This is a genomic window from Sporomusa termitida (assembly GCF_007641255.1).
GTDB classification, from domain to species: Bacteria; Bacillota; Negativicutes; order Sporomusales; family Sporomusaceae; genus Sporomusa; species Sporomusa termitida.
This window is the reverse complement of record NZ_CP036259.1, coordinates 3,411,082-3,425,018: the sequence shown is the minus strand read 5'-3', so window position 1 is coordinate 3,425,018 and position 13,937 is coordinate 3,411,082. Positions and strand designations below refer to the sequence as shown.

At 47.9% G+C, this 13,937-nt stretch carries 13 protein-coding genes and 1 other annotated feature (1 of these 14 running past the window's edge); of the genes, 11 read left to right on the top strand and 2 right to left on the bottom strand.

The window, feature by feature from the left end; genetic code table 11:
- The first annotated feature begins 97 nt into the window (after positions 1–97).
- The 10 genes from SPTER_RS16075 (at position 98) to SPTER_RS16035 (ending at position 10,884) form a co-directional block, all read left to right on the top strand.
- A complete protein-coding gene (locus SPTER_RS16075) occupies positions 98–1,423 on the top strand; it encodes a GTP cyclohydrolase (RefSeq protein ID WP_144351305.1) in 1,326 nt (441 codons plus the stop codon).
- Between the two features lie 279 nt (positions 1,424–1,702).
- The gene (dcuC, locus tag SPTER_RS16070; RefSeq protein ID WP_144351304.1) at positions 1,703–2,953 is read left to right on the top strand and encodes a C4-dicarboxylate transporter DcuC; all 1,251 of its coding nucleotides are present in this window, start codon (positions 1,703–1,705) and stop codon (positions 2,951–2,953) included.
- A gap of 146 nt (positions 2,954–3,099) precedes the next feature.
- Positions 3,100–4,407, top strand: coding sequence for an amidohydrolase (locus tag SPTER_RS16065; protein ID WP_144351303.1), 1,308 nt, complete (start codon positions 3,100–3,102; stop codon positions 4,405–4,407).
- 167 nt (positions 4,408–4,574) lie between these two features.
- Complete coding sequence (locus tag SPTER_RS16060; RefSeq protein WP_144351302.1) at positions 4,575–5,162, top strand: LOG family protein; 588 nt, start codon at positions 4,575–4,577, stop codon at positions 5,160–5,162.
- Between the two features lie 1,191 nt (positions 5,163–6,353).
- The gene (locus tag SPTER_RS25110) at positions 6,354–6,812 is read left to right on the top strand and encodes a reverse transcriptase domain-containing protein (RefSeq protein ID WP_211367302.1); all 459 of its coding nucleotides are present in this window, start codon (positions 6,354–6,356) and stop codon (positions 6,810–6,812) included.
- The gene (locus tag SPTER_RS25960; RefSeq protein ID WP_425474279.1) at positions 6,788–6,961 is read left to right on the top strand and encodes a hypothetical protein; all 174 of its coding nucleotides are present in this window, start codon (positions 6,788–6,790) and stop codon (positions 6,959–6,961) included. Before SPTER_RS25110 ends, SPTER_RS25960 begins: the two co-directional genes overlap by 25 nt.
- Before the next feature lie 371 nt (positions 6,962–7,332).
- Positions 7,333–8,328 carry an ABC transporter substrate-binding protein gene (locus SPTER_RS16050; protein WP_144351301.1) on the top strand — a complete coding sequence of 332 codons (996 nt, stop codon included), beginning with the start codon at positions 7,333–7,335 and terminating at the stop codon, positions 8,326–8,328.
- Between the two features lie 23 nt (positions 8,329–8,351).
- The gene (locus SPTER_RS16045) at positions 8,352–9,185 is read left to right on the top strand and encodes an ABC transporter ATP-binding protein (protein ID WP_144351300.1); all 834 of its coding nucleotides are present in this window, start codon (positions 8,352–8,354) and stop codon (positions 9,183–9,185) included.
- Positions 9,169–9,951, top strand: a complete 783-nt coding sequence (locus SPTER_RS16040) for an ABC transporter permease (RefSeq protein ID WP_144351299.1) — start codon at positions 9,169–9,171, stop codon at positions 9,949–9,951. The genes SPTER_RS16045 and SPTER_RS16040 overlap by 17 nt, the downstream gene beginning before the upstream one ends.
- 105 nt (positions 9,952–10,056) lie before the next feature.
- Positions 10,057–10,884 (top strand): epoxyqueuosine reductase, encoded by an 828-nt coding sequence (locus tag SPTER_RS16035; protein WP_144351298.1) that lies wholly within the window; start codon positions 10,057–10,059, stop codon positions 10,882–10,884.
- Between the two features lie 260 nt (positions 10,885–11,144).
- Here SPTER_RS16035 and SPTER_RS16030 read toward each other — a convergent pair whose 3' ends face one another.
- Both SPTER_RS16030 and SPTER_RS16025 read right to left on the bottom strand, forming a co-directional pair.
- The gene (locus SPTER_RS16030) at positions 11,145–11,558 is read right to left on the bottom strand and encodes a M20/M25/M40 family metallo-hydrolase (protein ID WP_170233303.1); all 414 of its coding nucleotides are present in this window, start codon (positions 11,556–11,558) and stop codon (positions 11,145–11,147) included.
- Positions 11,559–11,692: 134 nt separating this feature from the next.
- On the bottom strand, positions 11,693–12,316 hold the full coding sequence (locus tag SPTER_RS16025; protein ID WP_246105322.1) for an ABC transporter permease: 624 nt from the start codon (positions 12,314–12,316) through the stop codon (positions 11,693–11,695).
- Between the two features lie 734 nt (positions 12,317–13,050).
- Here SPTER_RS16025 and SPTER_RS16020 point away from each other — a divergent pair.
- Complete coding sequence (locus tag SPTER_RS16020; RefSeq protein WP_144351296.1) at positions 13,051–13,578, top strand: cysteine hydrolase family protein; 528 nt, start codon at positions 13,051–13,053, stop codon at positions 13,576–13,578.
- Positions 13,579–13,870: 292 nt separating this feature from the next.
- Positions 13,871–13,937: a binding site (T-box leader), on the top strand; it runs 143 nt beyond the window's last position.

Below are 13,937 nucleotides of genomic sequence, written 5' to 3'. Positions count from 1 at the left end.
AGTGAGTAAAAGTACACGGTAGAGCTTTAACAAGAATGCGGGCGGTCTTTACAGGCTGTACCATTGAGAGCGAAAAGAACTGGAGATAAAAGCATACATGGAAAAAATACGATTAGCTATTGTCGGGCCTTCCGATTCGGTGTCCTTAGCCTATGCGGTAGCAGCGGAGCGCAACGATATCTTAGCGCCGCAGGTTATCGTCTATCAGGACGCAGCGCAGGTTCCCGAGATTATGCGGGCCCGTTGCCCGGAGTTTGATATGTGGTTATTTTCCGGTATTGTGCCATACCACTATGCACTGTCTGTAGCCACACATAAGCCGGTGTTTTATATCCCCCATACCGGTTGCAGTTTATATCGGGCCTTGTTTGAAATCACGTATATTAAAAAATTGAAGCTGCATAGGATTAGCTTTGATACATATAACCAGGCCGATGTAGAAGAAACTTTTAAGGATATCAATCTACCGTTGCCTACCATATATGTTAAGCCTTTTGCCGATGTGGTTTCGGCCAAGGATTTTGCGAATCATCATTATGAACTCTGGCAGGCCGGCAAGATCGATATTGCCGTCACTTGTTTTTTGGCAACTTATGAAAGATTAAAAGAACTAGGGGTACCTGTTATCCGTGTCTGGACGACACGGAGTAATATTCGCACCACACTGGATGTGGCAATAAATTCCTGTTTGGCGCAACGATTTAAAGGAACTCAACTGGCGATACAAGAAATTGCGATTGATGAATACGATAATATAGTACGGGCCAGTTCAAGCTATAATGTGAAACGCATGGAAATGTGTTTATACAAGATTTTAATCGACTATGCCGAAATGTTGAAAGGTTCGCTCGTAAGCCGGGGCGATGGCCAGTACACTTTGTATTCTACCCGGGGCATACTGGAAGACAGCACTAATGAGCTTACTATTATTCCGATACTGGAAGAAATATCCTGCCAGGTAAAGGCTGCAGTCAGCGGCGGTATTGGTTTCGGTGTTACGGCCTATGATGCCGAACAAAATGCATTTCGCGCGTTGGGCATGGCCCAGCAGAAAGGCAAGGGATTATGGCTGGCGGTTAATGATGACCGGGAAGTGATCGGCCCGTTAAGCTCGGCAGTCCACCTTAAGTATTCCGTGCAGGCCGATGCTGCGTCCTGCAAGCGGGTGGCTGATCAGCTAAACCTCAGCGTCACAACGGTAAATCGTTTGCTGGCAGTGATTGATAAGCTGGATAAGGATACTATTGGGGCGGAGGAGTTAGGCGTCTATCTGACCATTACGTCGCGCAGCGCCAGAAGAATCTTGACTATTTTGGTGGAGAATGGTTTGGCTGAATTTGCCGGAGAAGAGATGATTGCCAAGGGACGGCCGCGCAAACTCTATAAAATCAATGTACAGTTACTGCTGGCGCATTGTACCTAATCAAGATAAATTCATCCTAAAAGATATTGACAGTGGCCAGAAAAGCAAGTATAGTATAGTACATAGCAATGAAGCTCTCGTATTTTATACGAGGGCTTTTGTTGTACGAGGTAAAACTCGTTTTTAAATTACTATTTAAGGAAATATCCGTAAATAGACTGAAAATGGAATGACGGCGTACTGTTTACTCGGTTTGCCTAATTTGAAAAATCACGGAAAGGAGAAGGCTGCAGAAATAAGGCGTAACGAAATTCAGCGATAAGGGGAGAAGTGTTTGCTATGATGCTTACAATTGGTGTGATTTTGGTCATTATTACGATTTATTTTTTAGTCAAACGTTACGATGCGCGCTTAGTGCTTTTAGTATCTGGTGTTCTTATGGCCTGTGTGGCTGGCACCCCGATGGCTGCTTTGAACGCTTTTGCCAAAGACATGACAAATGCCGGCCTGATTCAGGCTGTATGTTCGGTTATGGGCTTTGCTATGGTTATGCGGTTTACCGAATGTGACAAACATTTAATCAATCTGATGGCCAGTGGGTTGGGAAAAGTTCGCCCGCTTTTGATTCCCGGCGTGGTGGTTGCCACCTATGCCGTCAATGTGGCTTTGCCGAGTGCGGCAGGAACAGCAGCGGCGGCAGGCGCAATTTTTGTGCCGCTGATGATGTCTGCCGGCGTGCATCCGGCCATGGCGGCAGCAGCGGTCAAGTGTGGTACATACGGCAGTATGCTTAATCCCGGCTTGGCCCATAATCCGGTTGTGGCAAAAATTGCCGGCATAGGAGTTATGGAAGTAATTGCCTTTCAATTCAAAGCCAATATTGCGTCACTGATTGTGGCGGCGATTTTAATTACCGCTATTGCCTACTATAAAAAAGAACACAAGGGCTACCATGCGGAAGGTCTGGAAGTGGATAACTCCTTTAAAGTGAATCTGCTTTATGCCCTGATGCCGATGTTTCCGATTCTGCTTCTCCTGTTAGGGGCTACCCTGGTGCCCTCTTTAAAAACTGATGTGCCGCAGGCGATGATTATCGGCAGTGCTCTGTCCCTTTTAGTTACCAGGAAAAATCCTGTCGGTCTTAGCAATGCTTTTTTTGACGGTATGGGCAAAGCATATGGTGAAATAATCGGCATTATCATTGCGGCCGGGGTATTTGTGTCGGGCTTGACCTCAATGGGGTTAGTCAAGGCCTTTATTGACGCTATGCTCAATAATCCGGCCATCGTCAAGGTGTGTGCTGCCGTCGGGCCTTTCCTTCTGGGCTTTATCACTGGTTCCGGCGATGCAGCGACGATGGCTTTCAATCAGGCAGTTACGCCGCATGCAGCGGATTTTGGCATGGAAATTAAGCAAATGGGCAGTATGGCAACCTTAGGCGGTACGCTTGGGCGCACGATGTCGCCGATTGCCGGCGCAACTATCATTGTAGCCGGTATTGCCGGCGTAAATCCGATGGAAGTGACAAAACGTAACTGGCTGCCGGTGGTGGGAGCTATGATTATCGGTATGGCCCTTTTGATGTATTGATAGCAGGAGAAAAGAGGCAAGTCTGTACATCGCCCAGCGGTGTACGGCTTGCGTTATCTTACCAAGATTACAATAGGAAATTCTGCACGTATTACACATAATGCCCAATAGTCAGGCGTAACTTATTGGACGAGGGAGAGTAACGAATGAATACGGACATTTTGGAATTAGTGAAAGCAAAACAGGAGCAGCTTGTCAATTGCCGCCGCGACTTACATAAACATGCAGAAACAGCCTGGACGGAATTTCGTACCGCCTCTATCGTGGCTGAAACCTTAACCCGCCTCGGCTATCAAGTGGCAGTGGGCGAAGAGGTGATTGATGCTGAGGTTATGATGGGAGTACCGTCCCCGCAGGAATTGATCAACCAGCAGGAAAGAGCTATAGCCCAGGGGGCTGATCCCAACTGGGTAGGCAGAATGCAGGGTGGTAAAACCGGGGTAATGGGCGTGCTGCACTTCGTTCAACCGGGGCCGGTGGTAGCCTTCCGCTTTGATATGGATGCCAATGAGGTAGTGGAAGCTACGCTGGCGGAGCACAGGCCTTGGCGTGACGGGTTTGCTTCAGTCAATGCGGGAGCGATGCATGCCTGCGGGCATGATGGGCATACCGCGATCGGCTTAACCCTGGCCGAAATTCTGGCTGAAGTGAAAAACGAACTGGCCGGGACGGTAAAGCTGATTTTTCAGCCGGCCGAGGAAGGGGTACGCGGCGCGAAAGCGATGGTTGCGCGCGGTATTGTAGATGATGTGGATTTCTTTGTCGGCTTGCATTTGGGGATAGGGTTGCAGCAAAAAGGCACCATGACTTGTAACACGGTAGGCTTCCTGGCGACGACGAAACTTGATGCAGTCTATACCGGTGTGCCCGCCCATGCCGGCGCAGCGCCGGAAACCGGACACAATGCATTATTGGCGGCGGCCACGGCGGCCCTTAATCTGCACGCTATTTCCCGCCATAGCCAAGGTGCTTCGCGTATCAATGTCGGCGTATTGCAGGCCGGAACAGGCCGCAACGTCATACCGGACAAGGCGGTATTGAAGCTTGAAACCCGCGGGACTACCAGCGAAATCAACGATTATATGTACCAGAGAGCGCTTCGTATCCTGGCGGCAGCAGCCGCGATGTATGAAGTTAAACTTGATTTGTCGCCGATGGGCGGTGCCGCTAACTGCGATAATAATCCGATACTTGTCAGGCGTTTGCGGCAGGTTGCTGAAAAAAGCAACCTGTTTGCAAGTATATTGCCGGCAGGAAACATCGGCGGCAGCGAAGATTGTACCTATTTCATGGAACGGGTACAGCAGCAGGGCGGGCAGGCTGCCTACCTGATGATTGGTACCGAACTGGCAGCCGGGCATCATGATTCGCGTTTTGATTTTGACGAGGAAAGCTTAGTTAGTGCGACCGCTTTATTAGGCCAGGCCGCCGTTGAACTGTTGCGTAAGCAATAAATCCTATCTATAATTAGTGTGAAATAATGTATATAATATGACTGTATAGATTGCGGCGGTATGTTAGCTCGCGCACAGACAAGCCGGCTGTGGACAGTTTGAACAGACGGTGGTAGTTTAATAGGTGTTTGCGCTTTTTATACTTTGGCAAAATGGAGAAGGTAGCGATGAGTAAAGTTATTTGCGTATATAGTTCTTCCAGTTGGGCTATCGATCCGGTTTATTTCGATGCAGCCACAGCTTTGGGCCGCGAAATTGCAGCGAAAGGGCATTTGTTCCTGTTTGGCGGCGGGCTCACCGGCCTGATGGGGGCCTGTGCCCGGTCGGTGCATCAGCACCATGGGCATGTTATCGGGATCATTCCGGCGGCATTAAATGTTAAGGGAATTGTATATGACCGGTGTGATGAACTTGTTGTCACAAAAGGCCTGAGAGAAAGAAAGGCAGCTATGGACGAACGTTCCGACGCATTTATCGCCTTACCGGGAGGATACGGTACCCTGGAAGAAATTCTGGAAATCATAACCTTAAAGCAGCTGCAGTATCATAATAAACCGGTTGCCATTTTGAATATCAACCATTTCTATGACAATCTGCTGGAACAGTTTGAGACGATCATCGCTCAGCAATTTGCCAAAACGGAATGCCAGGAACTATACTTTGTGACCGGTGATATTTCTTCGGCTTTAGATTATATTGATTCCTATGAGCCACCTGTGTTTGCACCGCGGTGGCTTACCGCTGTGGAGGATTAAACGCTAAGCCCGCCAATTTGGCGGGCTGTCGTATTGACGGAAGAATTTGAGGCTTAATTGGCAGCTACACACCTTAAAAAGAAAAAAAGGCTTCGCCGCTTGCGAGTCACTCCCCGTTTTATGATCGGACCGGGAGTGTTTTTTTATGTATTAAAAAACAAAAAAGCAAAAGCTGCAGCAGTTTCTTATAGGTGTTCTGTGACGAGTCTGGACTACAATTTAGGCGTTGGTTGGACTCTCTATTATGTGTATTTTAATCGTTGTTATCCTGATCCATTAGTAAGGACAGCTTAGTTAGGACATCAGCAAGGACTGCTCCTAAATGTTCGCGTATGATATTTTGCACGTTTCTTACCAAATGCAGTTCACTGATCTGGTGGTTTATGCTAGCGGCAGTCATATGGCTGCACCTGCCAGTGGCATAGACATCAATGCTGCCTTTTTATGGGATAACCGCGGTAATATCGGGGGTTTGTAACTGGTTTTATCGGTATGACGGCCAGGCGCTCCCTGTTTGTCATTTAACAGAGCTTTTTGGGGACAAATGACCTGTCGTGCGCCACGAAGGCGATGGTTGAGAACAACAAGCATCGCTAAGCTTAACTAGAGATGGAGGAAGGCCCTCCGAACCGCCATTCAGGTGGAGGACTCAAACCACCGTAAGCTGCTGTGGACAAAAGCCATGGTAGTGAGCGTTACGGAAAAGGCGAACTAAGAGTTTGTCAGGTAAGTGCCAATGGAGACGAATAAAAATGAACCGCTGTTGAAGTATCGAAACTTGCAGGAGTCGTCAAAACCAGGAGCAGACAGGTATCCTGGGAAGAGTCTGGAGGAAACCTGATTACCGACCAGAGGGCGACCGGTATAGAGGCGGCGTGAATGTGGTACAGGCTTTAGTTAGGAACGTGGGAACCTACGACCCTGATGAGAAAGGAAAACTCCAAGCGGAGACCCCGCAAAGGAGGAAAGTACGGATGCGGGGTATAGGGGCGGAATAGCTCGTAGTAGTGAGGAAACTTTTGAAATGAAAGCGGAGCGAAGGAGCCATGTTATCTGGTTTTGAAAATTGGTCAACCAATAGGGAGGAACTAATGGACAAAACAAAATCGTTTGTAATTCCCCGAGAAGCAGTAAAACAAGCATACGAACAGGTAAAAGCGAACAAGGGATCAGCCGGAATACGATTGGGTATTGGAGTATGATATCAAGGCCTTATTTGACACGATAGACCATGAGCTACTCATGCGGGCAGTAACGAGACATACGGATTGTAAGTGGATAATATTGTACATCAGGAGATGGTTAGCAAGCCCATTTGAAACAGCAGATGGAAAAATAATGGTGAGAAAAGCGGGAACGCCACAAGGCGGGGTAATTAGTCCGGTACTAGCGAACCTAATTATGCATTATGCATTTGATAAATGGATGGCGCGAAACAATCCACAAAATCCATGGGCAAGATATGCAGATGATGGAATAATCCACTGCAAAACCAAAGAAGAGGCAAAAAAGCTACTCGGTAAACTAGACCAGCGATTTAGAGAATGCGGACTTGAACTTCATCCAGATAAGACGAAGATTATAGAGGCTGGGTTAACTACTATGGCCGCTTCTATAGGTCTGCGATGTATCCAATCCTGCAAAAATTAAACCAGAGCTTAATTAGATGGGTAGCAAAGAAGTACAAGCGAGTCAATGGCCGCCCAAAGCAAGCGCAAAACTGGTTGGCAAAAATAGCGCAGTGTGAACCTAGTCTTTTCAGCCACTGGCAAATGGGAATTATTCCAATGATTAGATGATGGGAGCCGTATGAGTCGAGAGGCTCAAGTACGGTTCTGAGAGAGCCTGGGGGTGGAACTCCTCCGGGCTACTTACCCCCCCGTTCCATCCACCCGCTGACATGAATTGACATGGAGAGTAATTGATAGTATACTGAATTCACAAGATTATGAAAAACTTTATACTGCAACGTAACGGCAAACAAATTCATTTGGTTGATTAGCAAATAAGCTAAAGGCTAAAGATGTTTTGACATCTTTAGCCTTTTCTTTTTTTGCGATCAACACTGCTGACGCCCGGCGAAAGCCTGGTATTTAATGTTGCAGGAACCCAGGTGATGTCAAAAGCGGTGAGTTATTCACAGACCTAATTTAATGGGGGAGATGATGAAATGGGTAAAATCAAACAGATGGCTGTCCTCGGAGTTATTGCAATTATCCTCAGTGTGCTTATCGCCGGCTGCGGTGGCGATACGGCAAAGCAGACGGCGCAGAAAGGCGAGAAGCAGGTCGTGGAATTTAAGTATCCGGAGCTGGTTTATTATGATTTTATTTATCTGGCCGATGAACTGGGCTATTTTAAAGATGCCGGTGTACGGCCCAAATATATCGGCAAGTTGGCTACCGGACAGGTAATTCCCTCGCTGGTTAATGGATCGATTGACATAGCGACACGCCATACTCCGGTCGTCATTGCCGCAGTGGCCAGCGGCGCTGATATTAAGATTTTTGCCGCCGGCAGCCAGTCTACCAAGCAATGGCCGCATATGAAATATTTTGTCAAAGCAGATTCAGAGATCAAATCCATAAAAGATTTTGCCGGCAAGACCATTGGCTTGAACAGCTTCGGCGCCTGCTCGGAATATGTAACCAAGAAGTATCTGCAGGAGAACGGCGCTGACCCGGCCAGCATCAATTTTAAGACTGCACCGGAAGATCAGCAGGAAGTTCCGCTGCTGCGCGGCGATACCGATATTGCCATTATCCATCCGCCGGCTTCGGGCCGGACTGCGGCCAATACCGCGCAGTTTACATTATTATTCAGTGATTATGATATTGACCAGGGATTAAGTGGTATGTGTCCGTATTCGGTTAATGGCAAATTCGCCAGAGAGCATCCGGAAGCGGTAAAAGAGCTGACGGAAATCCTGATTAAAACAGCCAAATGGAATAACGAGCATCAGGAAGAAGCCAGGGCCATCATGGCCAAAAGGTTTAATATTGATGTCAATCAAGCGGAGATGTATGAGTTTTATCCGGACCAGCTTGTGCCGGAAGCCGGGGTAAAATATTGGATTGACCGGCTGGTTGCCGCGAATAAGCTTGCTCCGGGTCAGGTGACGCCTGAACAGATTTATACCAATGACTTCAATCCCGCAAAGAAATAAATCAGAATGGAGCAGCATTTGTTATGACCAAGATACAGGCCAGTCAGGTTTGCCGCGAATTTCAGGTAAAAAGCAATTCAGGAAAAAAAGAGAAACTGGTAGTTCTGGATGACTTCAATTTGCAGGTTCGCGAAGGGGAATTTTTGTCAATCCTGGGACCGAGCGGCTGCGGAAAATCCACCTTTTTGAATATATTGGCCGGTTTGGATCAGCATGACGGCGGAGAGATTCTGGTCGACGGTCAGCCGGTAAAAGACCGGAGCTTTGATCGCGGCCTAGTGTTTCAGGGTTACGCGTTATTGCCCTGGCGGACGGTGCTGGAGAATTTGGAAGTGGGCCTGGAAATTCGCAATATCGGCAAAAAAGAACGCAGAGCCATTGCCCGGCATTATTTAGCTTTGGTAGGGCTGTCGGCCTTTGCCAATCAGTATCCTCACCAATTATCGGGCGGCATGCGCCAACGGGTTGCCATTGCCCGGGTACTGGCTTATCAGCCCAATCTTTTATTAATGGACGAGCCTTTCGCTGCCCTAGATGCGCAAACGCGGGAAACCTTGCAAATCGAATTAATTAAAATTTGGGAAGCAGACAAGAAAACTATTGTCTTCATTACGCATAGCATTGATGAAGCGATTCTGTTGTCGGACAGGGTAGCCGTTATGACGGCGAGGCCGGGCACGATTAAGGAAATCATTGAAGTGCCGCTACCACGCCCCAGGACGGAGGAAATCCGCAACTCAGCCGAATTTGCCCGGATCAGGCAGTATGCCTGGGAACTTATTAAAGATGAAGTCAGCAAAGCGCAGCGTTTGCAAACCGGGTCGAAAGAGGGTGAAGACCATGAAAAAACTGGCTGATCTGTTCAGCAGCTCCTTTGAAAAGACAGTAGGTCTTATCCTGTTTCTGGCATTATGGGAGATAGCGCCGCAGGCCGGCTGGGTAAACTCTACTTATTTAAGCCCTCCTTCAGCGGTGTACAAGGCAATGATCGGACTTTTTCACAGCGGCGAGCTTGCCAAGCATCTGTTGATCAGCCTGCAGCGCGTGCTGATTGGAATGGCGGTGTCGGTCATAGTTGGTACGATATTCGGCTTATTTATCGGCTACTTCAAAAGAATCGAAAGATTTCTGGACGCCTTGTTCCAGTCTTTTCGGCAGATGTCGGCATTTGCGCTTTTTCCGGTGTTTATCCTGCTGTTTGGCGTGGGTGAGTTATCGAAAACGATCATTATTTTCTGGGCTTCGCTCTGGCCGGTTCTGCTCAATACCAGCCATGGCGTAAAACATGTTGACAGGCTTGTCGTTCAATCGGTAAAATCGATGGGGGCATCGCAGGGTTTTATTTTTCTGAAAGTCATTCTGCCGGCAGCGGCGCCTGATATTTTTACCGGCATCAGGCTGGGCGGTTCTTATTGCGTCATGGCGCTCGTAGCGGCAGAGATGATTGGCGCTACGGCAGGCCTGGGATATCTTATTATGTATTCGCAGGAGACCTTTAATATCCCGGAAATGTATGCCGGTATTGTCAGTCTGGCCATTATGGGTCTGGGCATTAATTATGTTTTAAAGCTGATTGAAAAGTTCTTTACTAATTGGAAGCAGGATGTCTCTGTTGGTGAATAAAGAATGAAAAAACGCTGATCGAATGCGTTCTGACGAGAGCGTTGGCGGCAGCAAGCGCAAAAAGCCTGCATGTTGCCCGTTACCGGCAAGGGAAGGGAGTTTAATATGGCAATCACTAAGCTGCAAATTAGCAAATACGCACGGAAGCTTGGTGCGAACCTGATTGGGTTTGCTCCGGCCTCGCGCTGGGATGAATACAATGAAGTAGAAGCCGCTTACAGACCTGCAGCCATCTGGCCTGAGACCAATACGGTCATTGTCCTGGGCGTTCCGGTGTTATTACCGATCATTGAAACAACGCCGTCAATCAACTATGTCGAATTATATGACACCACCAATAAATTGCTTGATCAGATTGCTTACCGGCTGGCCGTGTATTTAACGGAAAAAGGCCATGGGTCGATATTTATGCCCCGTGATGCTTATGGTGATATTCAGGTATTGGTGAACAAGCCGGTAGCGGCGTTTAGTCATGTGTTTGCCGGCAAATATGCGGGCCTGGGAACAATCGGCTATAGCCACGTGCTGCTTAACCGGCAGTACGGACCGAGGGTGAGATATGTTTCGGTATTTACCCGGCTGAAAATTGCGCCTGATGATGTTCTGGCAACCGATTTGTGCACTAAATGCCGGGTATGTCAAAGGCTATGTCCAACCCAGGCCTTTACGAGCCGTGACGATCAACTCATTGCCCTGATGGATAAACATGCCTGCGCGCGCTATCACGCGCAATTGCGTCAGGAGCATCGTTATCCCTGTGGAGTTTGTGCCAAAGTTTGTCCGGTAGGTGAGGATCGGCAGGTTTTTAACAGCACTGATATTGGTTTGTATTTGCAGGAAAAAGAGACTATCAGTAAAAATCCGGAGGATCCCCGCTATAAAAGGTGGGTGCATATGCGCCGCCATGGTTCGGACGGTGAACGGTTATTCTAGGGACAGGGGGACAGGGACAGGGGGACAGGAACTATGTCCCCGTTCTTACTGACTTTTGTGGAATATAAGTACGCTAAAAAGGCATGCAATGACTCAAGAGAACCGTCCGTAACCACTGAAAAAGTCAATATTAAAACCGATTTCCTACAATATATTGAGAATGAAATTATATTGGACAACTATATATAGTATGTATTCGAGGACGAGTGGCACTTTTTCAGCAGTTTCGAACCGTCCCCGTGAGTCATTTGCCAGTGCCGTTATTTACGCAAAGCAGCGAGTGCTGCATTGGCCAGCACCGAGGCTCCAACCACCAGCGCCGCCTCATTCAGGTTGAATTTCGAATGATGGAGCTGGTAATTTTTTTGCCCCGCGAAGCCTGTCCCCAAAACAAAAAATGCGGCCGGAACTTGTTGGCAATACAAAGAAAAATCTTCACCCAGCAGCACTTGCGGCACCGGCACAACGCTGTGCTCGCCGGCAATTTCCCTGGCAGCGCTGGTCAGGAGGTCAACCGCTGTAGCGTCATTGATCAACGGAACCAGGCCTCTGGCAAAGGAAAACTGATACTGGGCCCCATGCAGTGAGGAGATGGCTTTCACAGTCTGTTCAATCAGTTCGCCGGCCTGTTCGGCAATCTCTGTTTTAAAACAACGCAGCGTACCGCCCAACACCGCTTTTTCCGCGATGACATTTAATTTAAACCTGTCCGGGCAATGGGGTTATATTTCCTGGCGTCGCCAACGGGATACTTTTTTTTCAAAGAAAACAATCACATAATTGACAATGATGCCGATGATCGACATCGTCATAATGGCTGCATACATTTTGGGTATAAGGTACTTAAGCTGTGTATCCATCGTTGCCCGTGCCGTCTGCGCCCGTTTGGCATACCCGGTATAAGGTACTTAAGCTGTGTATCCATCAGCAGATAACCTAAACCTGAACTGGCGCCCATCATTTCCGCCGCAATCAGGACTAAAATGGAAGAGGTGGCACTGAGGCGGATTCCCGTAATAATTGAGGGCAGCGCCGCCGGAAAAACCACTTTGTAAAATATGGTGAGCTGAGAGGAACCCATGGATTTTGCCGCCTTGATCAGCAAAGGGTCAACTCCTTTTACCCCGTTTATGGTATTTAACAGAATCGCCGACCATACGCCCAAAAACACAATGGCCACTTTGGACAATTCACCGATCCCAAACACCAGCATAAACACCGGTAAAAGTGCCAGGGTAGATGTTTGCCGGCACAACTGGATGATGGGGTCAATATAAAATTCGGCCTGTTTAAACCAGCCGACAGCAAAGCCCAGCGGTACAGACAGGCCAATTCCCAGAAAAAAACCGGCCACTGACCGTTTTAAACTAACAAAAATGTGCTCAACTAATTCGCCGGACAACAGGATTTGCCAAAAAGTAGCTACAACCACTGAAAAAGAGGCAGAAAATTTTTATCCACAACATTCATTCGCGGCAAAAATTCCCATAACATCAGCAGAACAACTATCCCCAATAAGCGCCTTAAACTATAAATATAACGCTTTATTGATTTCAATTCATTATCACTACTCCCGATTCTTTTTTTATACAGTATTGCAGAATACAGCAAAACTTTATTATTATTGAGGCAGGTAGTTGTGACTGTCCTGATCAGTTAGAAAACCCGTCTGATTCTAAGTCTTGGCGAAAGCGCAAGGACGCTTTTGGCTTTAGCCTGCCTTTAAGAATGTTATAACTTTCTGTTTAAGAACAAAAGAGGACGAGAAAATTCGCTAAGAATTTTCTCGTCCTCTTTTGTTATCAAAGTCAGACGAATTTCCGGCCTAATTTCTATAATAAGGCATAGGATCATTACTAAATTATCATGAAATGAATTGATTTGTCAATAGCTACCAAAAACGGTTCATGCGGAACCGGGCCGCGTCTCCTCTTTTGCAGCCGCACTTCGTGCGTCAGTCTCTGTGCCTGCATTCACCGGGGCTTCCTTCGGCCTTGGGAGAATCTAACTGAATCGACTTTTTATAAAAGAGTTTTTGAGTAGGCTTCACTGAGGTTTCGACAATATGGTATAATTTACAAAAAGCTTCAAAAAAGCAGGGCGGTTAATATGAGTTGTTTGACAAAGCGGCGGGAGGCAGCTTGGACAGAGAAGGAGTGTACACAAGTGAAAAATATCTTACTGGTCATTGACTATCAAAACGACTTTGTTGACGGCGCGCTGGGCTTTTCCCAAGCAGCGGAGCTGGAGACGGCGATTGTCGCTAAGATTGAACACTACAAACGCAACGGCGACCCGGTTGCCTTTACCTTTGACACGCATCAGCCGGATTATTTGGCAACCCAGGAAGGTAAAAAGCTGCCGGTGCTCCATTGCCTGCAGTACACGCCGGGCTGGCAACTGTACGGTCAGGTTGCTTCCCTTTGCTCTGCCGGCGATCTGCGTTTTGAAAAAGGCGCTTTCGGATCAATGGAACTGGTGGCGTATCTGCGCGGGCAGGGCTTCGAGCGGGTGGAACTGGTCGGCGTGGTTTCCCATATTTGCGTCCTGGCCAACGCCGTACTGGCCAAGGCGGCTCTGCCGGAGGCGGAGATTGTCATCGACGCCGCCTGCACCGCCAGTTTTGACGAACGGTTGCATCAGGCTGCCCTCGACGTGATGGCCGGTTTGCAGATGACTGTGGTTAACCGCTGATGCCGCGGCGATCACCCCGATTGTTGAAGGAAAAAGCCTCCAGCCGTAGGCTAGAGTCGTGCTTGGTTTACTGTGTCAGGGAAAAACGACTGTTAAAAGACAGCCTTAGGTATTCCATCGGGGCCGGAGCTATGGTCTAGGTCTTACTGCCTTTTAGCGAGTGGTAGTGATAAAGCTGATAAAAATGACTCAAGAGAACCGTCCCCGTGAGTCGCCCATGAGTCGGGATATTTCCCCGGGGTTATTGACAAAGTACCGGGCAATTAGTACAATAACAACAATAACTGAAAATATAAAAGTAATGACGGAAAAAAGTAAATCTATGTTGCTGGGCAGAGAGCTGATGGTTGGTGCAAATC

Bases quoted from the DNA above. Each gene is read 5' to 3' on its own strand.
- SPTER_RS16075 (WP_144351305.1), top strand. From the start codon at position 98: ATGGAAAAAATACGATTAGCTATTGTCGGGCCTTCCGATTCGGTGTCC.
- SPTER_RS16060 (WP_144351302.1), top strand. From the start codon at position 4,575: ATGAGTAAAGTTATTTGCGTATATAGTTCTTCCAGTTGGGCTATCGAT.
- SPTER_RS16065 (WP_144351303.1), top strand. From the start codon at position 3,100: ATGAATACGGACATTTTGGAATTAGTGAAAGCAAAACAGGAGCAGCTT.
- SPTER_RS16035 (WP_144351298.1), top strand. From the start codon at position 10,057: ATGGCAATCACTAAGCTGCAAATTAGCAAATACGCACGGAAGCTTGGT.
- dcuC (WP_144351304.1), top strand. From the start codon at position 1,703: ATGATGCTTACAATTGGTGTGATTTTGGTCATTATTACGATTTATTTT.
- SPTER_RS16040 (WP_144351299.1), top strand. From the start codon at position 9,169: ATGAAAAAACTGGCTGATCTGTTCAGCAGCTCCTTTGAAAAGACAGTA.
- SPTER_RS25960 (WP_425474279.1), top strand. From the start codon at position 6,788: ATGTATCCAATCCTGCAAAAATTAAACCAGAGCTTAATTAGATGGGTA.
- SPTER_RS16050 (WP_144351301.1), top strand. From the start codon at position 7,333: ATGGGTAAAATCAAACAGATGGCTGTCCTCGGAGTTATTGCAATTATC.
- SPTER_RS16045 (WP_144351300.1), top strand. From the start codon at position 8,352: ATGACCAAGATACAGGCCAGTCAGGTTTGCCGCGAATTTCAGGTAAAA.